Source organism: Candidatus Accumulibacter sp. ACC012 (assembly GCF_907163155.1).
Taxonomy (GTDB): Bacteria; Pseudomonadota; Gammaproteobacteria; order Burkholderiales; family Rhodocyclaceae; genus Accumulibacter; species Accumulibacter delftensis.
Window position 1 is genome coordinate 41,631 of the sequence record NZ_CAJQUC010000004.1, and the last position, 20,322, is coordinate 61,952.

At 64.0% G+C, this 20,322-nt stretch carries 22 protein-coding genes and 2 pseudogenes; 8 read left to right on the forward strand and 16 right to left on the reverse strand.

Annotated features, from left to right (window positions below; translation table 11 throughout):
- Positions 1-163 precede the first annotated feature (163 nt).
- The 4 genes from QZ648_RS07460 (at position 164) to QZ648_RS07475 (ending at position 2,642) form a co-directional block, all read left to right on the forward strand.
- A complete protein-coding gene (locus QZ648_RS07460) occupies positions 164-376 on the forward strand; it encodes a hypothetical protein (protein ID WP_169065780.1) in 213 nt (70 codons plus the stop codon).
- Between the two features lie 121 nt (positions 377-497).
- Entirely contained in the window at positions 498-1,253 is a 756-nt protein-coding gene (locus tag QZ648_RS07465) for a GNAT family N-acyltransferase (RefSeq protein ID WP_291996588.1), read from the forward strand.
- Complete coding sequence (locus QZ648_RS07470) at positions 1,250-2,122, forward strand: UDP-2,3-diacylglucosamine diphosphatase (RefSeq protein WP_291996589.1); 873 nt, start codon at positions 1,250-1,252, stop codon at positions 2,120-2,122. The genes QZ648_RS07465 and QZ648_RS07470 overlap by 4 nt, the downstream gene beginning before the upstream one ends.
- A gap of 67 nt (positions 2,123-2,189) precedes the next feature.
- Positions 2,190-2,642, forward strand: a complete 453-nt coding sequence (locus QZ648_RS07475; protein WP_169065783.1) for a histidine phosphatase family protein — start codon at positions 2,190-2,192, stop codon at positions 2,640-2,642.
- Positions 2,643-2,654: 12 nt separating this feature from the next.
- On the opposite strand, the gene QZ648_RS07480 is transcribed toward QZ648_RS07475, so the two are convergent.
- The 15 genes from QZ648_RS07480 to QZ648_RS07550 all read right to left on the reverse strand — a co-directional run bounded on the left by QZ648_RS07480 (position 2,655) and on the right by QZ648_RS07550 (position 15,476).
- A complete protein-coding gene (locus QZ648_RS07480; protein ID WP_211203655.1) occupies positions 2,655-3,305 on the reverse strand; it encodes a type II secretion system protein in 651 nt (216 codons plus the stop codon).
- A 2-nt stretch (positions 3,306-3,307) separates the two neighbouring features.
- The gene (locus QZ648_RS07485; protein WP_169065784.1) at positions 3,308-3,706 is read right to left on the reverse strand and encodes a prepilin-type N-terminal cleavage/methylation domain-containing protein; all 399 of its coding nucleotides are present in this window, start codon (positions 3,704-3,706) and stop codon (positions 3,308-3,310) included.
- The gene (locus tag QZ648_RS07490; RefSeq protein WP_291996590.1) at positions 3,700-4,251 is read right to left on the reverse strand and encodes a type II secretion system protein; all 552 of its coding nucleotides are present in this window, start codon (positions 4,249-4,251) and stop codon (positions 3,700-3,702) included. Before QZ648_RS07490 ends, QZ648_RS07485 begins: the two co-directional genes overlap by 7 nt.
- Before the next feature lie 3 nt (positions 4,252-4,254).
- Positions 4,255-6,663, reverse strand: a complete 2,409-nt coding sequence (locus QZ648_RS07495; RefSeq protein WP_291996591.1) for a secretin N-terminal domain-containing protein — start codon at positions 6,661-6,663, stop codon at positions 4,255-4,257.
- A gap of 20 nt (positions 6,664-6,683) precedes the next feature.
- Positions 6,684-7,277 (reverse strand): hypothetical protein, encoded by a 594-nt coding sequence (locus QZ648_RS07500; protein WP_291996592.1) that lies wholly within the window; start codon positions 7,275-7,277, stop codon positions 6,684-6,686.
- Positions 7,274-7,909, reverse strand: a complete 636-nt coding sequence (locus QZ648_RS07505; RefSeq protein ID WP_169065788.1) for a hypothetical protein — start codon at positions 7,907-7,909, stop codon at positions 7,274-7,276. The genes QZ648_RS07500 and QZ648_RS07505 overlap by 4 nt, the downstream gene beginning before the upstream one ends.
- Positions 7,906-8,511 (reverse strand): hypothetical protein, encoded by a 606-nt coding sequence (locus QZ648_RS07510; protein WP_169065789.1) that lies wholly within the window; start codon positions 8,509-8,511, stop codon positions 7,906-7,908. Before QZ648_RS07510 ends, QZ648_RS07505 begins: the two co-directional genes overlap by 4 nt.
- Positions 8,508-9,383 (reverse strand): hypothetical protein, encoded by an 876-nt coding sequence (locus QZ648_RS07515; protein WP_169065790.1) that lies wholly within the window; start codon positions 9,381-9,383, stop codon positions 8,508-8,510. The genes QZ648_RS07510 and QZ648_RS07515 overlap by 4 nt, the downstream gene beginning before the upstream one ends.
- Positions 9,364-11,082 (reverse strand): GspE/PulE family protein, encoded by a 1,719-nt coding sequence (locus QZ648_RS07520; RefSeq protein ID WP_291996593.1) that lies wholly within the window; start codon positions 11,080-11,082, stop codon positions 9,364-9,366. Before QZ648_RS07520 ends, QZ648_RS07515 begins: the two co-directional genes overlap by 20 nt.
- The gene (locus tag QZ648_RS07525; RefSeq protein ID WP_169065792.1) at positions 11,079-12,281 is read right to left on the reverse strand and encodes a type II secretion system F family protein; all 1,203 of its coding nucleotides are present in this window, start codon (positions 12,279-12,281) and stop codon (positions 11,079-11,081) included. Before QZ648_RS07525 ends, QZ648_RS07520 begins: the two co-directional genes overlap by 4 nt.
- Before the next feature lie 18 nt (positions 12,282-12,299).
- The gene (gspG, locus tag QZ648_RS07530) at positions 12,300-12,737 is read right to left on the reverse strand and encodes a type II secretion system major pseudopilin GspG (protein WP_291996594.1); all 438 of its coding nucleotides are present in this window, start codon (positions 12,735-12,737) and stop codon (positions 12,300-12,302) included.
- Positions 12,734-13,342 carry a lytic transglycosylase domain-containing protein gene (locus tag QZ648_RS07535; RefSeq protein WP_291996595.1) on the reverse strand — a complete coding sequence of 203 codons (609 nt, stop codon included), beginning with the start codon at positions 13,340-13,342 and terminating at the stop codon, positions 12,734-12,736. Before QZ648_RS07535 ends, gspG begins: the two co-directional genes overlap by 4 nt.
- 135 nt (positions 13,343-13,477) lie before the next feature.
- Positions 13,478-14,110: a hypothetical protein gene (locus QZ648_RS07540; RefSeq protein WP_291996596.1), complete on the reverse strand. Its 633-nt coding sequence runs from the start codon at positions 14,108-14,110 to the stop codon at positions 13,478-13,480.
- 155 nt (positions 14,111-14,265) lie between these two features.
- Entirely contained in the window at positions 14,266-15,114 is an 849-nt protein-coding gene (locus tag QZ648_RS07545; RefSeq protein WP_291996597.1) for a sulfurtransferase, read from the reverse strand.
- Positions 15,111-15,476, reverse strand: a complete 366-nt coding sequence (locus tag QZ648_RS07550) for an STAS/SEC14 domain-containing protein (RefSeq protein WP_169065797.1) — start codon at positions 15,474-15,476, stop codon at positions 15,111-15,113. Before QZ648_RS07550 ends, QZ648_RS07545 begins: the two co-directional genes overlap by 4 nt.
- Positions 15,477-15,635: 159 nt before the next feature.
- Between QZ648_RS07550 and QZ648_RS07555 the strand changes: the two genes are divergently transcribed.
- The 4 genes and pseudogenes from QZ648_RS07555 (at position 15,636) to QZ648_RS07570 (ending at position 19,903) form a co-directional block, all read left to right on the forward strand.
- Complete coding sequence (locus QZ648_RS07555) at positions 15,636-15,923, forward strand: exodeoxyribonuclease VII small subunit (protein WP_291996598.1); 288 nt, start codon at positions 15,636-15,638, stop codon at positions 15,921-15,923.
- Positions 15,920-16,843: pseudogene (locus QZ648_RS07560) on the forward strand (polyprenyl synthetase family protein); the annotation flags it as partial. The gene QZ648_RS07555 and the pseudogene QZ648_RS07560, both read left to right, overlap by 4 nt.
- Before the next feature lie 63 nt (positions 16,844-16,906).
- Positions 16,907-17,479: a 1-deoxy-D-xylulose-5-phosphate synthase N-terminal domain-containing protein gene (locus tag QZ648_RS07565; RefSeq protein WP_291996600.1), complete on the forward strand. Its 573-nt coding sequence runs from the start codon at positions 16,907-16,909 to the stop codon at positions 17,477-17,479.
- A gap of 1,567 nt (positions 17,480-19,046) precedes the next feature.
- Positions 19,047-19,903 (forward strand): annotated as a pseudogene (locus QZ648_RS07570) (GTP cyclohydrolase, FolE2/MptA family).
- Between the two features lie 105 nt (positions 19,904-20,008).
- On the opposite strand, the gene rplS reads toward QZ648_RS07570, so the two are convergent.
- A partial coding sequence (gene rplS / locus QZ648_RS07575; protein WP_291996599.1) for a 50S ribosomal protein L19 occupies positions 20,009-20,322 on the reverse strand: 314 nt, incomplete at its 5' end.

A 20,322-nucleotide genomic window follows, 5' to 3' on the forward strand; every position in this document is an offset into this window, starting at 1 on the left:
AGAGCGCTGCAGCTACCGCCAGGGGGGCCACGATCTGCGCCAAGGTGAAGCCCCATCATCTGGGCGCAGCCGTTGGCCTTACCATTGGCCTTCGCGCAGTTCCGCCAGCGCCCGGACCCTCGGGTCCGGGTCGTTGCACATCACAATCCCGGAGTCAAATCGCGTGCAAACCAGCTCAGTTCTGATCACTTTGGCACTTCCCGCCCTGGCACTGACGAGCGCCGCCTGTACCACCGAGGCCTGGTATGAAGGCATGAAATACAGCGCCGAGAGCCGATGCCGACAACAGCCGCCAAGCGAGTTGCAGGCCTGTCGCGACCGGCTCAACAAGGAAAACCACGCGACCTATGAACGGCAACGCGCAGACCTGAAATAGCCACCGCCAACCGCTCGTCAGCGCGCTGTCGCCCCGAAACGCCAAGGTTGCGCGATCGTCACCTGCCTGTCACAACGGCTATCGAGAATGGGCGCTCCTCAAGTCACGAATGGAGCGCCTCATGGATCAGGAGCTGCGGGAACGCCCCCGCACCACCCCGGCGAACGACTACCCGGACTACTGCGTCAGCCTCGCCCAGGGCACGGACGAAGTTCGCGAAACTCAGCGCCTGCGCTACCAGGTCTTGGCCAGGGAACTCGACGCCCGTGTGCGAGGCCGGATTCCTGGCCATGACAGCGATTTCTATGATCCCTACTGCCGACACCTGATGGCCCGGGAGGAGGCATCGAACACTCTCGCCGGCTCCCTGCGCTTTCTTTCGGCCGGAGCCGAAAAGCGCGTCGACAGCTACCATGGCGAGAACGTTTTCGACATCCACCGCCTGCGAAAACTGCTTCCGCGCATGGCCGAAGTCGGCCGCTGCTGTATCCATCCCGATTACCGCAGCGGCAAGGTCAGTTCTCTGCTCTGGGAAAGCCTGATCGACCACCCGCTGATCCACGACCAGCAGATCCTGATCGGTTGCGTGTCGATCGGCATCACCGACGGCGGTGAGCATGCGGCCAGCCTCTTCCGGCAATTCCGCCCGCAACAGGTGGCACCGATCGACGACCGCGTCTTCCCGCTACATCGTCTGCCTGTCGAAGAGCTGGCCAACCCACGCGCGCTCGTGATGCCGCCCTTGCTCGAGGACTATCTGCGGGTTGGCGCCTGGGTCTGCGGCGAACCCGCGTGGAATCCCGACTTCAATACCGCCGACCTGATGCTGATGCTGCCGCTGTCCCGCTTTACCCGACGCCACGACCGGCGCCGATGAAAGTCCGCGCCATCTTCGTTTCGGACGTCCATCTCGGAACGCGCGGCTGTCAGGCCGAACGCCTGCTCGACTTCCTGCGCGAGCATGAGGCCGAATACCTTTACCTGCTCGGCGACATCATCGACTTCTGGGCGATGAAACGCGGCGTCCACTGGACGCCGGCCCAGAACACCCTGGTGCAGAAAATCCTGCGCCGCGCGCGACGTGGCGAACGAGTGATGCTGATTCCCGGCAACCACGACGAAGGCTTGCGCGACTACGACGGCGTATCCTTCGGCGACATCCTGGTGCGCCGCGAACATATCCACGTCACTGCCGAGGGTCGCCGTTTCCTGCTGCTGCATGGTGACCAGTTCGACCAGGTGACGCGCTATCACCGCTGGCTGGCAGTCGTCGGCGACGTCGGCTACGACGCTCTGGTGCGCATCAATGGACTGCTGACCTGGCTGCGTCGGCTGTTGCGGCGGCAAGGCTACTGGTCGCTCGCCGGCTATGCCAAGGGCCGCGTGAAACGTGCCGTGTCCTTCATTTTCGACTTCGAGGAGTCGGTGATCCACGCGGTGCGCGGACGCCATCTCGATGGCGTCATCTGTGGGCATATCCACAGTGCGACGATCAAGACCAAGGACGGTATGACCTACGCCAACTGTGGCGACTGGGTCGACAGCTGCACGGCGATCGTCGAGCATCTCGACGGACGACTCGAACTGATCGCTGCCTGCGAGACGGCCCATGCCGAGGCCGCAGCCGGAACTGCCGCGCCGCCGCCCCGAGCGCAACAAATACCTGCGCGACCGCCACGATCGCCGGCGCCTGGCGTCCGCGCGGCAGAGCAGCTTGCGGCCGCGCCAGCGTCTCGTCGCGGCTGAGTGGTTCATCATCCCGAAACAAACGGCGGCCATGCTGCTTGTCTTTCAGTCGGGAAAGCGAACGGACATGGATCTGATTTTGTGGCGCAATGCGGAAGCCGAAGCGGCAACGGACAAGATCGCGGACAATCGACGCAAGCTTTCTGGACGTGGCGAGAAGCATGCGGAGCGCATGGCCGAGTGGCTGAAGAAGCAGCCGCTGCGCAAGGTTCAGGTCCTTTCCAGCCCGGCGCGACGGGCCCGACAAACCGCGCAGGCCCTGGGCCTGCCCTACGACGTCAAATCGCAGCTTGCGGTCGGCGCCGACGCCGCCGACCTGCTGGCCATCGCCGGCTGGCCAGACTACCATGGCACCGTCATCCTGGTCAGTCATCAGCCGGCGCTGGGCCGTCTGGCAGCACTGCTGCTGTCGGGACAGGAAGCCGACTGGACGATCAAGCGCAGCGGCGTGTGGTGGTTCAGCAATCGCGTCCGCCGCGACGAAACACAGACTGTGCTGCGGGCGGTGGCCAATCTTTGAGCCAGGGTCGGCTCAGCGCGCTGGCAAGTTCTCCAAGGGGATCGGCGCTGGCGGCGGAGCGGCTGCGGGAGCGTCGTTCTGCGGGAAGAATATCGGCGCTGCTGGCAAGGACGGCAGCGCCGGGATAGCGGCCGGTGGCAGGCCGCCCTGGGCCGGGATCGCGCCGCTTGCCGGGGCCAGCGACCGGGTGATAAACACCCATTCTGAATAGTGCGCAGCCTCCTCGAAAGACTCGTTCTCCAGCTCGAACTCGGCGATCTTGATGGGTTTCGCGTTCGAGAGACTGTGCACACCCATGATTCCGCCGCCCGGCGCGCCGACCAGGCCCCACTCGTTCTTGCCGGTAATCGGGTCCGGATAGAGTTGCCGCAAGTGCCGGCGCACGCCTGGATAGCGCGGGTCCTTGAGCAGTTCGGCGAGGGCGCCCGGGTAGCGGCGGTCGCCAGCCGGGCTGCTGTTCAGATAACTGGCAAGCGCCTGCCGATACGCAGCCCCCACTTCGAGCAGCCGCTGCTCGGCCTCACGCCGCTGCACGATGCTGCCGAGGGTCAAGGTGGCGCTCGTCGCCAGCGCCAGGATGGCGACCAGAATCAGCAGCCCGAGGTAAGTGAAGCCGGCCTCGCAGCGGCCGGCGCAAGCGCGGCAAAAACGATCGCCGCGCATGGCTACAGTTCGGTAAACGGCTGGCCGTCCCGGGTGGCGCCGTCGGCGCCGCTCTTGAGGTCATAGACACGGCCTCCGACGCCAGCCGAATCGGGCGCAATCAGCAGCCAGGTAGTCGAACTACCGGTAATCGGATCGTAGGGCAGCGCGCGTAGATATTTTTCGCTGACCAGCTCGTCGAGGCTTTCGGGATAGCGCCCCTTGTCAGCGTAGAACTTGTCGATCGTCTCGCGCACCAGGTGCAGATTCTCGCGCAGCACCGCTTCTTTCGCGACATCGATGCTGTTGAAGTATCTCGGCACGGCCAGGGTGAGCAGCAGGGCGATGATCGACAGCACGACCAGCAGCTCGATAAGCGTAAAACCCTGCCCACGCAGGCGAGGCCTGGCGCGATTCACCATTGCCGGTAGGGCACGCCGTTCAAACCGACGCCTGTTGATCTGGAGTACACGTCGTACAGGTCGTCGCCCTCGCTCGGGTTATCGGGTTCGCTGGTGTAAGCGCGTTTGGCCCAGGTATCGGCTGGCTGCGCCCGGCTATCCGGATGCAGCGGATCGCGCGGAATCCGCCGCAGGAAGTAAATTTTCCGCTGCTTGGGGTCGCGCAAATCCACTTCTCCCGCGAGCAAAACCTGCAGATTCGCCGGATAACCGCTGTCGCTCACCGCCGTCCTGATACGACCTTCGTCACCGGCCTTCTTGTACTGATCGATGGCAGAGCGCAGTTCACGCAGTGCGAGTCTGAGCTCCTGCTCCTTGGCGCGCTGAACGGCAGTCTGCGCCACCGGCACGACGACCCCTGCCAGCACGGCAACAATGGCCAGGGTGATCAGCAGTTCTAGCAGCGAGAAACCATCGCCACGACCCACTGCACCCACGCCACCGCCGGTGGCACCGATCCTACGCCAGGAAATCGTCGCCCGAGGTCGGGCCAATCCGCTCATCATTGCTCACTGGACAACGGTCAACGGGTGCGCCGGCGGCAGCTTGGCCTTGATCGCCGAGCCGCCTGAGCCAACCGGGGCGATGGTAATCAGCTCGATCTTCGCGTCACCGGGCGCCACGGCACGGAAATTGAGCGTCGCCACCACGTCCTGCAAGGTCGCGCCGCCGGCACCCGAACGGGTCCCGGTAATCAGCACCTGTCCACCGGGATCGACGCGATAGGTGAAGCTGGTCTCGCCGCCATTCTGGCGGAGGAAGCCCCCCTCGCTGACGTCGGCGACCTGCACCACGCGCGGATCGAAAGCGATCGCCAGCGGCAGGCTGACCACCGGCTGATCTGCCTGCATGACCAGCTGCAAGGAAAAGCTGTCACCGGTGCCGAGCTGCGTCGGGCCCTGCCAGAGCAGCTGCGCTCCAGCACCCGAGGCGACCGCCGCCTGGGCGGTCTCCGCGGTCTGGGCATCCTGAGCCGTCAGGACGCCTGCGGAATTGGCCGCCGACACCGGCTGAGCGCCGCTGGAAGCCGCCGTCTCGGCCGGGTAATTGCCTGGCGCTCGGCTCCTGGCACCGCTGGCACCCGCCGACAGGCCCACCAGGCTCAACGGCGAACCGCTAGGGGCGGCCACGCCCGAGGCACTGGCCAATGCCGCTCCCCGAGCAGCCGGCCGGCTGCGGAAGTTGCTCTCGGTGCCGCCATCGAACTCGGCAAGATAGGCCTCCGGGCGCTGGATGTTGCGCAGCACCCGGGGAGTGATGGAGAGCACGATCTCGGTCTTGATTCCCTCCTCGCGATGCCCTCCGAACAATCGACCGAGCACCGGAATATCCCCCAGGAAGGGCACCTTGTCGGCAGTCCGGCGGTCTTCGTCGCTGATCAAACCGGCGAGCAACTGGTTCTCGCCGTCTTTGAGACGCAGGACGCTGGTCGCCGTGCGCGTGCCGATGCGATAGGCAACAGTCCCCGATTTGGTCTCCACCTGATCAATGATGTTGCTGACCTCGAGGGTCACTTTGATGGCCACTTCGTTGTCCAGGTAAATCGTTGGTTCGATGTCCAGCTTGAGCCCGACATCGATGTAAGTAATCGACTCGGAGACAAAGCCTGTCGAAGTAGCCGTCGAGGTGATGTTGGGCACGCGTTCGCCAATCAGAATCTTGGCTTTCTCGCGGTTGCGCGCGCGAATCCGCGGGTTGGCCAGCAGGTTGACGTCGGAATCGGCCTGGTTGGCGCTAATAATGACCGGGCCGACGGTGGCCCCAATGGTCGACGAGTTGAGATTGCGCAGATCGTTCAGGGTCAGCTGGCCACCATCGGCCGACGGCAGCGGGGTCAGCGCCAGGTTGTTCGGCCAGTTGACCCCCAGGTCGCGAAGACGGGAGCGTTTGACCTCAAGGATCTCCACTTCGAGCATCACCTCGGGCTCCGGCACGTCCTGCAAGGCAACCAGTTTCTCGGCGACGCGAACCGCTTCCGGGCTGTCACGAATCATCAGCAGATTCAGTTTCTCGTCGACCACGATATCCCGGCTCTTGAGGATCGTCTTCAAGGTAGTGGCGACGGTCTTGGCGTCCGAATTCGCCAGATAGAAGGTCCTCACCGTCAAGGCCTGGTAGTCGCGCTGTTTGAGCGGGGTGTTCGGATAGATCAGGATGGAGTTGCCATCGAGGACGCGCTGCTCGATCTGGTTGGTCAGCAGCACCAGGTTGATCGCTGCCTCGATGGTACTGTTGCGCAGGAAGATGGTGACCTTCTGATCGGCGCGCAAATCCTTGTCGAAAACGAAGTTCAGCCCCGAGGTACGCGAAATCACTTCGAAAACAGTTTTTAGCGGCGTGTCCTTGAACTCGATGCTGATCGGCTTGCGGTAGGCCACCGCCAGCACCGATTCCTTGACGACGCGCGCAGCGCTGGCTTCCATAATGCGCTGCAAATCCAGCGCACGCGGGTGCTGCGGGTTGGCCGCGAGAATCGTGCGCAGACTGGCCAGCGCCGCTTCGCCGTCGGCCCGGCTCCAGGCGGCCAGCGCTTCGCTGTAGAGAATGTCATGCCGACGCGCAGCAGCCACCAACTGCAGCCCGGTGAGCGCCCGCTCATTACCCGCTTGCAGCACCAGTGCACGCCGAAAAGCGCCATCGGCGGCCTCGTAACGGGCCTCCGCCAGGGCGCGTTCGCCGACCTCCAGGCTGGCCTTGACGTAGCGTTCCTGCGCCCGTGCGTAGGCGATGCGATACTCCGCAGAACCCGGTTCAAGCTTGATCGCCTCCTGAATTCTGGCCAGCCCGGCGTCGACCTGTTCAGCGGCCAACAGCTCCTGCCCCTCGGTATACGCCGTCTGCGCAGCGCAACCGGCCAGCATCAGGGCCGCGGCGACGCTCAGGCAGCAATGCCGCCAGCCTGCCGGTACAGCGCGCATACCCGGCCTCTCCTTGCTCACTATGGCGATCCTCCGATCGATATGCTCTGTGCCTGCTTCAGCGGCAGGTAGATCAAGGTCAGTGTGGACGGGGCAATCGCCTTGACCTGGTAGTCTCGTTCAAGCCTCGTCCCCTCGTGAACAATGAACACCTGTTCGCCGCGTGCGAGGTAAGCCTCCCAGCGCCCCGCTTCGAATTTGTTGCCAAGGTACAGGAAGGGGGGCGGCGGTGCCATTGGTGCGAGTGTTCTTGCGGATGTTGCCGAGGTCACGGGCATCGCCGGGGGCAGCGGCGCCCAGCTTAGCGACGGAAACAGATCGCGACTTGCACGCTCATCAGTGGCACCGGGAATCAGTTGCGCGCGCGGAATCAGGGCCGCGATTTCGAACGTCGCGGCGGCATTGCCGGCGCGCGTCGGTGACAGCGCCGAGCGACTGTCGACCGGCCTGCGGGCGGCAAGCCTGCTGTCGGCATTCGGCGCGGACGCTGCGCGCGGCGAAGTCGGCGCAACGACTTCGCCGCGCGAGCTGTCCGACGGCGTCTTGTCGCCAAACAGTGCCAGCCAGGCAGCAAGCAGCAACAGGGCAAGGAGCAGCAAGCGACGCCGGTTCATCGAGGCACCTCATCGGCGCGCTCCGCCGCGTCCGCACCGAGCACGCCAACGCCCTCTGTCGGCCGCGCCCGATGATGCCAGATGGTCAGGCTGACCCTGGCCTCGACCTCGTTGCGAGCAATTTCATCGCGCTTGAATCCCAGTTCATCGACCGCAATGAAGGCCTGCGTGGCCAGGATCTCTTCAATCCAGCGGCGAATATCGGCGTAGCGCCCACGCACCGGCACGATCATCTGCAGGGTGTCAGCTTGCGCCTGCAGGTCACGGCCACGCTGATACTCGGCGCGCGTGCTCAGCAACTGATGACTGGCCACCAGGTCGAGCACCGCCTGGATACTGGCGAGAACCTGACTTTCTTCGGCGAGAACCTCCTGAAACGCCTGGTAGTGGCGTTCGGAGGCCGATTCCGGCGCTCCCGGCGGCGGCTCGCCGTTCGCCGCGCGCGCCTGCAAGGCGCGCAGACTGCCCTGCGCCGCCGCCAGCTCGGCGTGCAGCGCCGGCAGGAGTGTTGCGGCCAGTACAAGCAGCAAGCAGAAGCTCAGCGCCAGAAGCAGCCACCACGGTCCATGCCGGTGCAAGCCAATCTCGGCGCTCAGGCGCAAGCGGTCGACCAGCAGCGAGATGCGCTTCACCGGAGCTCCCGGGGACGCGCCTGCGGCGTCGCGCGGTCGCTGGCCGGGCCCTTGCCTGGCGTATCGTCGAACAGCGCCTCGAAGCTGAAGCGCAGCGGCCGGTTGGGGTCCTTGTCGTTGATTTCCTGTTTGCTCACCAGCGCCCGGGAAAAAGGTGCGGCCGCCCCCAACGCGGCCAGGTAGTCGAGCATCGTCTGGTGATCCATCGCTTCGGCGACCCCCTTGACCAGGCGCCGCTGGTTATCCGGCTCGATCTGCAGCAACGCGATGTCGGCGCGGGCCACGCTCTCGAAAGCGTCGAGCAGCGCCGGCCACGGCGTATTCAGTTGCCCGATGGCGCCGTTGACGGCCAGTACCTGCGCGGCGGACAAGAACAGCGGCGGTCGCGGCGGCGGCGTATGGGCGGCAATTTCCCGGCCGGCCCGAACGATCGCCTGCGCACTTTCAGCGCGCTGCCGTTCGAGCTGTAGCACTTGCCAGGCCAGCGCTGCGGCAGCCAGCACCGCCACCCCGCCAAGGGCAATCAGAATCGCCCGACTGCGCGTGGCCAGGGGCTGCTGCCAGGGCGGACGAACGACGAAATCGATGTTCAGGGGCTTCATGACCGCCTCCCGGCAAGCGCCAGCTGTGTGGCTGCCGAGCCTCCGCCGCCAGGCAGGCGAATCGTCCGCGACTCGAGGCCGGCCATGCGGCTTGCTAGTGGCAGCCAGTCGGCCGCGCCCGCCCACAACAGCGACTGCTGTTTGCCGCTCGCACCCTGATCCGGGCTGCGCAGGCGTTCCTGGGCCAACAGGGTTTCCAGGGCGGCGAAATCCGGGACGCTGGGCAAGAGCACGCTGCGCGTACTTGCCACCTGGTCGTTGCAGATATAGAGCAAACTCAGCCTCTGCCCGAAGCCGACCAGCAAGCAGCCGTCGCTCGGAATCGATGCGCACAGGCGATTGCAGACGCGGACCAGGGCCGGAGTCATCGAATCGAGGCGCCAGGAATGCGCCTGCGCCCACTGATCGAGCGCCCGATAAAGTACCCGCGGCAACGCGCAGACGACGAACGGGAAGCTCGCATGCCAGTCGCCAACCAACAGCCAATGCTCGGCCGACTCGCCATAGAGCGCCGCAAAGCGGGCTGCCGCCGTGGCGCGCAATTCGCGCAGCCCTTGCGCGCCACGTGGCGGCGTGACGACGAAACTCCTGACCAGGCCGTCATCGAGCGTAACGCTCAAAGATGGGGACTGCGCGTCGGAGTGCGTGCCAGCCTGCGCCTGGTCAGCGGCTGCCAGCGGCGCAGGCTGCAGCGCTGCCAGGGCCGCACCCAGGGCTGCCGTGGCGGCACTGGCTGTTGCCGCGGCGGGGGCGGCGACAGCCAGTGCCGCCAGAAGCTGCGGGGTGTCCGTAGTTGCTTCCGGCTCGGCCAGGAGGACGAGGTCGCTTGCGCTGCAGCCGAGCAGCAGTCGTCTAGCACGAAAGCGTGACACGGCGCAGTTCCTCGAGGGTGGTCTCGCCGCTGGCGACCAGACGCAGCGCGGCTTCGGTCAGGCTGCGCGTACCGTTGCGGTAGGCAACTTCCTTGAGCTGCCTGAGCGGACGTTTTTCGATGATCAACTCGCGCAACTCATCGTTCAGATTCAGAATCTCGGCGATCGCCTTGCGCCCACGATAACCGCTACCTCGACAATCGCCACAGCCGCTGCCGCGGCGGAAGTCGAAATCCGCCAGCGCATCGGCGGTGATGACGAAGCGTTCGAGCTCCGCTTCGCCGGGCGTATAGGCTTCGCTGCAGCGTGCACAGTTAACGCGCAGCAGACGTTGCGCCCAGATACCGTTCAGCGCGGAGGCAAAAGCGTAGGGATCGATGCCCATGTGCGTAAAACGACCGAAAACATCGAAGACGTTGTTGGCATGCACGGTGGTCAACACCAGATGCCCGGTCAACGCCGACTGCACGGCGATCTCGGCCGTTTCGCGGTCACGGATTTCGCCGATCATGATCTTGTCGGGATCGTGGCGCAGAATCGAGCGCAGGCCGCGCGCAAAGGTCAGGCCTTTCTTGTCATTGACCGGAATCTGCAGGACGCCGGGCAGCTGGTACTCGACCGGGTCTTCGATGGTGATGATCTTGTCGCGACCGCTATTGATCTCGGAAATGGCGCCGTACAGGGTGGTGGTCTTGCCCGAGCCGGTCGGGCCGGTCACCAGCAACATCCCGTAGGGTTCTTCGACCAGGCGCCGCAGGGCTTTCAGCGAGAGAGCGTCGAAGCCCAGCAGGTCCAGCGTCAGCGAGCCGTGCGCCTCGATGACGCCACGCTTGTCGAGAATGCGCACGACCGCATCCTCGCCATGAATGCTGGGCATGATCGATACCCGCAGGTCAATGTCGCGACCGGCCACCTGGACCCGAAAGCTGCCGTCCTGCGGCGTTCGCCGCTCGCCAATATCGAGTTCGGCGAGCACTTTCAGCCGCGACACCACCTGCTCGGCGAGGGCCACGCCACTGATCTGCGCGACCGTGTCGAGTACCCCGTCGAGGCGATACTTGATGGTAATGCCAGTCGGCGTGCTCTCGAGATGCACATCACTCGCCGCCGCCCGTACGGCGTCATAGACGGTGGAATTAACCAGTTTGACAGCCGGGCTCGAGGCTTCACTGAGCGACGCAAAACTGAGGACTTCTGCGCTCCGCGAGGGATCGACGGCGCTGCTGCTATCGTGCACCAGGGACTGCACGGCATGCACCGATTCTTCATGTTTCGACAGATAGGCCTGGATGTCAGCCGTCAGAGCCAGGCAATAGTGCAGCGGTGCAGCGGCCAGGCTGCTCAGCCAGACCATGCAGTCGCTGTCAAAGGGATCGCCGATGACGGCAATGAGCCGCGTTTCATCCCCCTCGCCGCCTCCGCCACTGGGCAGCGAGCGCAGCAGCACACAGCCACGCTGCTGCGCCTTGAGCAGCGGCAGCAGGTCGAAGGCCGCACCACAAGCCAGCATCTCGGTGGTATCCATGACCAGCAGCTGAAAGCGCCGCGCCAGAGCGTCGACCAGCTGGCGCGGTTCATTGGCGGTCAGCGCTTCGAGTTCGCTGACCAGCGAGCGCCCGGAGCCGCGCGCCAGATTCCTGGCTTTCTGCAGCAGGGCATCGTCAATGCTTTCGCTGCTCGGCTCGCCGGCAGCGTTCATTGCAGCGCACCCGCGAGGTCGAAAATTGGCATGTACAACAGAACCACGATCAGCCCCACCAGGAGGCCGATGGCAGTCATCAGCAGCGGCTCGAAGACTTTTGCGAAGCGCTCTATCCAGCGCGCACTCTCACCTTCGTAGAACAAGGCCGAGCGCGTCAGCATGGCGCCCATCTGCCCGGACTTTTCGCCGACGCGCAGCAGGCGCAGGGCAACCGGCGTCGCCAGCCCGCTGCGCTCGAAAGCCTCCGACAAGGCGCCGCCGTCGGAGATGAAGCTGCGCGCAGTACGCAGTGCGTCGCGCGTTTTCGGAGAAACGGCGTCGCCGACGATATCAAGCGCCGTCAGGATCGGTATCCCCCCTTCGAGCAGCATGCCGGTGGTCAGGTACAGGCGCGACAACTCGATCACCCGGATGCGCTCGCCGACACCCGGCAGGCGGGTCAGGAAAACGATCCAGCGACCGCTGCGCATGAAGTGCCGCAGCGAGAAGATAGCCGCCGTGGTCAGCACCAGCAGCCCCCAAAAAACGGCGTCGGCATGCTCGCTGAGCAATTGTCCCCAGTCGAGCAGGCGCTGTGACAACCAGGGCAGCGAACGACCGCTCCCCTGGTACACGGCAGAAAAACGCGGCACGACGTAAGCCATCAGGAAAACAGTCACCGCAGCGCCGACGGCGAGCAGGATGGCCGGGTAAATGGCCGCACTGAGCAACTTGCTGCGCACGGCGTCGAGCCGCGTCTGATAGTCGATATAGCGCGCCAGGGCGTGCGGCAGGTCGCCGGTCCCTTCGGCAGCCTTGACGATGCCGACGTAAAGGGGTGGGAAGACCCCGGGTTGCAAGGCCAGGGCGGCCGAAAAACGCAGGCCTTCGCGCAGGTGAGTGGTCAGTCGTTCGAGCACTGCCCGCGAGGTCGGAGAGCTTTCTTTCTCGAGCAATGCGTCGAAGGTCTCGACCAGGCTCAAGCCGGCTTCCAGCAAGGCCAACAATTCGGCGCTGAACAAGAGCAGTGAAAACGCTCGGCTGCCGCGCCCCGGCAAGCGCGCCGCCGCGTCACCGACACCACCTGCCGCCTTGATCGACAGCGGCTGCAGCCGCCGTTGTTGCAGCAACCTGCCTACCTCCCCGGCATCCGCGGCATCAATGCTGTGCGTCTCGATCAGGTTGTCGGAAGATAGGGCACGAACCTCAAAGCGCATCCTCGCTCCGCCAGATTCTCATTGATAGGTGACGTCGGCGGCATCGCCGGTCCCTCCGGGCTGGCCGTCCTTGCCATACGAGGTGATCTCGAAGTCGCCAGTGCTCCCTGGCGACCGGTAGAGGTAGGCGTGACCCCAGGGATCGTCGGGCACCGCCTTCTGCAGATAAGGGCCGTTCCAGCGGGCGGCGTTGGCCGGCTTGCTGAGCAAGGCCTCGAGCCCTTCTTCGCTGCTCGGATAGCGGCCGACTTCCAGCCGATAGGTGTCGAGTGCGCGTGCGAAGGCCTCCACCTGCGCCTTGGCCACCCCCTGCTCGGACCTGCCCAACTGCGAGAAGTACTTCGGGCCAACATAGGCCGCCAACAGGCCGATGATGGTCACCACCACGAGCAGTTCGAGCAGGGTGAAGCCGGCGGCGGTGCGCGCCTGGAAAGTACGGTGCAGGGTCCCGCTCACAGCCCTCCCCCCCTTGCCGCTGCCGCCAGCACCGCCGGTACATAAAGCATCGTTTCGCGATAGGGCGGAATGCGGCCGCCGTTCCTGGCCACCGCCCCCTGGCCGGCGTTGTAGGCCGCCAGGGCCAGGGCGACGTTGCCACCATGCAGGCGGAGCAGGTCCTTGAGATGGCGCACGCCGGCGTCGATGTTCTGCGCCGGATTGGCGGCGTTGGTCACGCCGTAGCGTGCCGCGGTCGCTGGCATCAGCTGCATCGCACCCACTGCCCCTGCCGGCGAAACAGCGGCGGTGTTGAAGCCGGATTCGACGGCAACTACTGCCGCGACCAATTCCGGCTCCACCTGATGGAGGTGAGCGAAATGCGCGATCAACGGCGTCAACTGCCGCCGACCCTGTTCCTGGCTGACGTGGCTACGTGTGCTTGGCGCCTTGCCGCTCTTCGTGCGCACCGTCTCACCGCGAATGAACACGCGGTAACTGGCGTCGAGACGCTGGCTGGCGTAACGGGGGCTGCCATCGACCGCGTAAGAAACGAAGACGCGGCCGACGGTCGCTGCGGTTGCCACAGGCGGCAGCAGGCTACCAGCGCACAACGCAGTTGCCACGGCAAGCCGCATGCAGATCATCCGATAACGAGGAGAAGTCACTTTCGCCACGATTCTCCCATCAGAACACCCCTCTCCCAGCTGGAGCAGACCACCGCTCGCCAGATGGCCTGCTGCACCTCGCGGACCCACAGCTTAACGGCAGATGGTGCCTTTGACCGGGGCACCAGCAAACTCGTAGCCAACGATCTCCATTGAAACACTGGCGTTGGAGAATTTCTTGGTACCGCCAACACCAATCAGTTGCTCAATAGCCAATGGCCCCCGCTGATCAGTGGCGGGAAGTAAGACGCCGGTATCACGCAGGAATATCTGGCCCAATTCCTTATCTTTTCTGGGCTCACCGGTGGCAGTAACCGTCACCACCGTTGCCGCGGTAAGCATCTGCGGGCAGGGAACAGAGCCGCAACTTGTGGCCCCCGCAAGAGGGAAGCTATTGACTGTCAGCGCCGACACAGACGTCGCCTCAACCGCACGCCCTCCCAGCGTGGCGCCACTGATTTCCCCCGAGAAGCACATCTGTAGCGGCAGCGGAGCAGCCAACGGGTATCCTGGTGGCAATTGTTGGTAGTGGAAAACAGCGCCCTCAAAAAAGCGCTCTTTGCCCTTTATCGCGTCGAAGCCCTGGCAATCCCCCAGCGTCGGCGACGGATTGAAGGCCAACTTCAGCGTTCCTTGAAACGGTTCACAACGAGAACCCGCCGTCGCCACACCGACACCAGCGCCCAGCAACAAACCACCCACCACCATAGCTGCAAGTTTTTTCATGGTTTTCTTCCCTCTTGATGTTGAGAAACAGGAAACGCCAGCACAGGCCGGCTCGCCGACCAGTAAAACCCTAAAAAAAAACGTCTTAGAGAATCGCATCAATTGAACTGGAAAGACAAGAGTATCCGCCGTCGACCTGTTCGCCGTTTGAGGCATCAGCTAGCCTGACCGGCGACCGGCCGCGCCGGGTCACTACACCATTCGCTCCACGAACCGGCATACAGACGTGCGTCATGCAGACCGGCGATTTCCATGGCCAGGAGATTGTGACAGGCGGTGACGCCCGAGCCACAGCTCATTACTGCCTGCTTCGGATCGATCCCGGCGAGCAGCGCCAGCAGCTCCCGGCGCAGTTCGGCGGCGGGGCGAAAACAACCTTCGCTATCGAGATTGTCGCGGAAGAAGCGGTTGCGCGCGCCCGGAATGTGACCACCGACCGGGTCGAGCGTTTCGTTCTCGCCACGGAAGCGATCCGGGCTGCGGGCGTCAATCAGGCAGAACTGGCCGTTGCTAACATCGGCCAGAACCTCCTGGGTCGTGGCTACCCAGTCACGTGGCGACCCCTCGAAACGCGCTACGGCAACTTCTGGTGACGCCGTCGACAGCGGCCTGCCCTCGGCGACCCAGCGCTCGATGCCGCCGTCGAGAACAGCGACGCGATCGTGGCCCAGCCAACGCAGCAACCACCATAGTCGACTGGCCATCATCCCGCCTGCGTCGTCGTAGGCGACCACCTGCGTTTCGCCTGAAACGCCGGCCGCGCCCAGCGTGGCGGCGAGAAGCTGTGGGTCGGGCAAGGGATGACGACCGTTGCTGCCATTCATCGGCCCCGACAGGTCGCGATCCAGATGCAGGAAACTCGCCCCCGGCAGATGCCCGGCGGCGTAGGCGTGGGCACCGGCTTCGGGATCGCTCAGTTGATGGCGACAATCAAAAATTCGCCAGTCGGGATCGTCGAGATGATGGGCCAGACGAGCGGCACTGACGACCGTCGAGTAGCTCACGCCAGCCCCTCCCCGTCCCCTTCGGCCAGCCACGCGCGGGCTTCGACTTCTTCGTCGAAAACGCGCATCTCGGCTTCGACGAAAATCTGAGACAACCAGGCGCTCCACGCCACCCACTGACTTTCGGTGAGCACCGCAATGCGGCTGAAATCCTTGGCATGGGCACGCGAAAAGACGATATCTTCCCAGGCCACGTCGAGAGTGAAATCGGCCATCTCGCGCAAGTCGAAAAACAGGTCAACCTGCCCCTCGAACTGGATGACGTAATTGACGGCGTTTTCGAACTCCTGATAATCGGCGAGCGTGAATTCCGCATAAACCGTGACCTCGACCCGCCTGGGCCGGTTTTCGATGACTATCATGGCATCCTCCCTTTTTTGGTTGCGCAAGTGTAGCACCAGTCCCATCGCCAGCGATTGTGCCACGCTCTGGCCAGAAGCGGGGGCGCGAGAATGCTTTCCATTTGTTGACCGCGGGGCCACTAATACGCTATTTTCGGCGGTTTGATTCGAGCCTCTCCGATGCCACGACCAAACTCCGAGAAAGCCGTCGACGGCGCCGCACGCGCTTCGGACGCGGTGACCATTGGCAAACTGAAATTCGAGGCGGCTCTTGCCGAACTTGAACAGCTAGTCCAGGACATGGAGGGAGGCCGCCTGCCACTCGAGGAGTCACTGGCGGCGTATCGCCGTGGCAGCGAACTATTGACGCACTGCCAACAGCAGCTCAGCAACGCCGAAGCGCAAATCCAGGTGCTTGAAAACGGCGCGCTGCGCGCTTTCGAGCCCACTGGCGGTGAGGCCAGATGAGCGTGCCGACAGCACTTGCCCCTGCACCAGCGCCAGGGACCCTAGCCTTCCCGGACTGGATGCGTCGCGTCCAGGTACAGGTCGAAGCGGCCATCGCCGGCAACTTGCCGCCTGCTGAAGCGATTCCGGCTCGCCTGCACCGGGCGATGCGCTATGCCAGCCTGAATGGTGGCAAACGGATAAGACCGCTGCTCGTTTACGCGGCCGGCGAACTGACCGCGGCCCCGGCGGAACGGCTGCAAGTGGTGGCCAGCGCAGTCGAGCTGATCCACAGCTATTCACTGGTCCACGACGACCTGCCGTCAATGGATAACGACGTGCTGCGACGGGGCCGGCCGACCTGCCACGTGGAGTTCGATGAAGCGACGGCCTTGCTGGTTGGTGACAGCCTGCAGGCGCTGGCCTTCGAACTGCTGGCGCGCAAGGATTTCGGCGAGCCGGGCCGGCAACTGGAAATGCTGCGCCTGCTGGCCCGCGCCAGCGGCTCGTGTGGCATGGCGGGCGGCCAGTCGATCGACCTCGAAGCGGTCGGCAAGAGCCTCAACCAGCCTGAGCTTGAACTGATGCACGCGCTCAAGACCGGTGCCTTGATCCGCGCGGCAGTGCTGCTCGGCGCCCTTTGCGGTGCCGCCTTGAGCGTCGACGAAAGCACGTCGCTCGACCGCTTCGCCAAACGTGCCGGCCTGCTTTTTCAGGTCGTCGACGACATCCTCGATTGCACGGCCAGTACCGCGACCCTCGGCAAGACAGCCGGCAAGGATGCGGCCGCCGAAAAGCCGACCTACGTCAGCCTGATGGGCCTCGAACGCGCCCGCGAGTTTGCCGACGATCTGAGAAAACAGGCGCTCGAAGCGCTCACACCTTTCGGCGCACGCCGCCAGCGCCTGCTCGAACTCACCGACTTCATTACCCAGCGCAAAATTCTAGGCGCCGCTTCCGCTCACCGCCACCAGCGAGCGCTTCTGCAGGACCCAAACGAGACTATGACCCTTTACCCTCTGCTCGACACCATCAGCGATCCGGCGCAAGTGCGCAAGCTCGACCGCCGCCAGTTACCACAACTGGCTGACGAGTTGCGTGCCTTTCTGGTCGACTCGGTTTCCCGGACCGGTGGTCACCTCTCGTCGAACCTCGGCACGGTTGAGCTAACGGTCGCCCTGCATTATGTCTTCGATACGCCGCACGACCGCCTGGTGTGGGACGTCGGCCACCAGACCTATGCGCACAAGACGCTCAGCGGCCGCCGCGAGGGCATGGCCAAGCTGCGCATGCACGGCGGCATCTCGGGCTTTCCGAAACGCGGCGAAAGCCCGTACGACACTTTCGGCGTCGGTCACTCGTCGACATCGATCTCGGCGGCCCTGGGTATGGCGCTGGCCGCCAAGATCAAGCACGAAACCCGCAAAGTGGTGGCCATCATCGGCGATGGCGCGATGTCGGCTGGGCAGGCCTTTGAAGCCCTCAACAATGCCGGCGTCGCCGACGCCGACATGCTCGTCGTTCTCAACGATAACGACATGTCGATCTCACCGCCGGTGGGAGCGCTCAACCTTTAAGAAAAAAAAAAATAACCTGGCAACGACTGTTTTTTGGGGGGGGGGGTTTTTTTTTTTTTTTCCGGTAACCCTTTCCCACGCCGTGCGCGCAATGCAGCGAGAAGATTCTCGACTTTTTCCCTCCTTGGCTCGAACTTCGCCAAGCGCGGGCTCTACCAAGGAGTGCAGCGTCAAGGGCATGCTGACCGCCGGGGACACTGTTCGAGTGAACTCGGCCTCAACTACATTGGCCGCGATCAGACGCCACATCTTCGAATCGCTGGTAGAGCGACGCTGCTCAACCTGAAGAATCCTCAAGAGGTCCTCATTCCGCACGTGATCCACCAGAGAGGCGCAGGGTTACGAAACTTGCCGAGGTCGAACATCGGCGAATCCTCTACCACGGGGTCTCGAATTCAATTCCGGAAGTCGGTATCGCGCGGCGGCAAACCGGGCGCAAAATCGCGAGCTACAGCGGTCAGGTTTTTGGCGACTGGGCTTTGGCGACATGGCGGGCCGCGGATCCAGACTGGTGGGCATGAATCACGCCGGCGATGCGTCGAAGGCATTCCGTCCTGCTGCGGCTTCAGCGAATGTTGTAACCCGGATCGCTATTACGATGTCGGCATTCGCCGAGGCAGGGCACGCCGTCATCCTTTGCCCGGAGCCGGCCTGGCCTCCCCCCCCCCCCACCCACAGACCCCGCCCCCCCCCCACCCCCCCCCCCCCCGGCCCCCCCCCCCAACCCCCCCGAAAGCATTGCGACCGGTGGGCTTGCGATCTCTCAGGGCCTTGCCTGGGCAGCGTTGCTACGATCAGCTGATACACGAGGCGTGGCTTTGCAAAACCTGGCGTCGGTAGTTCTTCGCGGCTCGACGCGTGGCGGTCCTGGTTGTGCCGACGGCCTCGAACACACCATCGGTGCGCTTTCGATATTTCCTTCCTGACCACATCCGCGAACATGGGTGTCTCGATGAGCGCGACGCTACGAAGACGAGTGCCTGCAGATGCTGACACCGCCGTATCAGCTGGACTACTCGGAGCGCTCGTGCGCTACCCGGGCGGGCACGGCACCGTGCGCGGCCGATGCGACAGGACGCTGCTCGTTTGCCGCTCGGCAAATGTGAATTCGCCGCCGGGGGGGCGAGGTCGCTCTGGTCTCGCTTTGCGGCAGCATGGCTGACGCCCGGCTGCTCGAAGTGCCGCTGCAAGAACCACCACGGTAGCCACCTATGCGCTTCGTCAAACCTAATCGACGCGAGTTGGTCCTCGCCCTGGCAAGCAGAACATTCCGCTGCTGGTGCAGTGTCGAAGAGAATGCCTTGGCGGTGGTGCCGGTTCCGAGGTGCGCGCGCGTCCTCGAGGAAGTTGCCGGCCCAGCGCGATTCTTGCGCCTGGGATTCCCACCGGCTTCCTCGATCATTGGCGGACCAGGCGCTAGCTGCTGGCTCGAGATGTCGGCCTTCACTGCGCGACGGAATCGCGCCGGGGGGGTAGTGCCGCGCCGCAAGTCTGCAGCGCTGGCGAGGCCCCAAGGAGAATCGTTGGGCGGGGCACATATAGCAACACCCATCAGGAGCAGTAATGAATCCACCAGAAAACCCGGCAATGCGCGACTCACCTTGGGTGGAGCGTCCAGGGCTCAGCCGATACCCGCCGCATACGCCATCAACAAGGTCGGGGCCTCAAGGCGATAGCGCCAACGCGGTCAAGGTGCTCGACAATCCGGCGGGCGGTAGCAGCAGCACGATCGCCGTGTTCAACATGTACGTCACCCTGCCGCACAACTTCTCAAAGCACAGGCACATGTCGCGCTTCGTGAAATCCTCAACACCACGAACGCGAGATTTCCGTCGAGAACTTTCCCGCCATGCTGCGGACATGGTGTGTGACTTCGGCTCTGAAGTCCGAGACCAGGGCACATCGAAATGAGGGGGCTTTCGCGTATTTCATCACAAGACCGCACCGGTGTCGGGGGTGGCAGCGCCTGATGGATTACGATCGTCACCCTGATATGGCTAGATCGGCGCGGTGGGGCGGTATCGGTCGTCGACGATCAGGTCGCTCGTTCCGGTCACCATCCTGTGCCCGTGTTCGGCGAAGGAGATTTACGCGACGCGGGCGCACAATCAGCGCTCGCACGTGTGACCCGTCACCGTCAGAATCAACGATCACTGTGGATCGAAGAACTGGTGCAATTCGTCGAAGGGCAGGCGTCCTGCGAACTCTACGCCTGCTCAAGCGCCCTGACGAGAAATACGTCACCGAACGTGCCTACGACAATCCGAAGTTCGTCGAAGACATGGTGCGCGATGTGGCTGCGCGCCCTCAACACCGAGCAGCGCATGCGATGCCTATGTGTGCGAATCCGAGAACTTCGAGTCGATCCACAATCATTCGGCGTACGCGCTGATCGAGAAGGACAAGCAGGCTGCAGCTTCCTGAGCCGCTCGCCCGCGACCGGGGCTGACCCGGAAAGCAAAAGTGGCGAAGTCTCCCGACTTCGCCACTTTTTGGTTTGGGTTCGTTACCGCGCTCAGCGCCCGCGGTTCAGCGTTGCTTGCGACCATCTTTTGCCTTGATCCGCGCCGACTTGGGCCGCGAACGCTGGCGCAGGTAGTAGCACTTGGCACGACGGACGTCGCCACGACGCTTGACCTCGATCGCCGCGACCAGCGGCGAATAGGTCTGGAAGGTACGCTCGACGCCCTCGCCCGACGAAACCTTGCGCACGATGAAGCTGGAGTTGACGCTGCTATTGCGCTTGGCAATCACGACGCCTTCATAGGCCGGCAAACGTCTCGGCGGGCGGCCCTTCCGCACTCTGTGACGCTGGACAACGACGGTGTCGCCCGGGGCGAAGG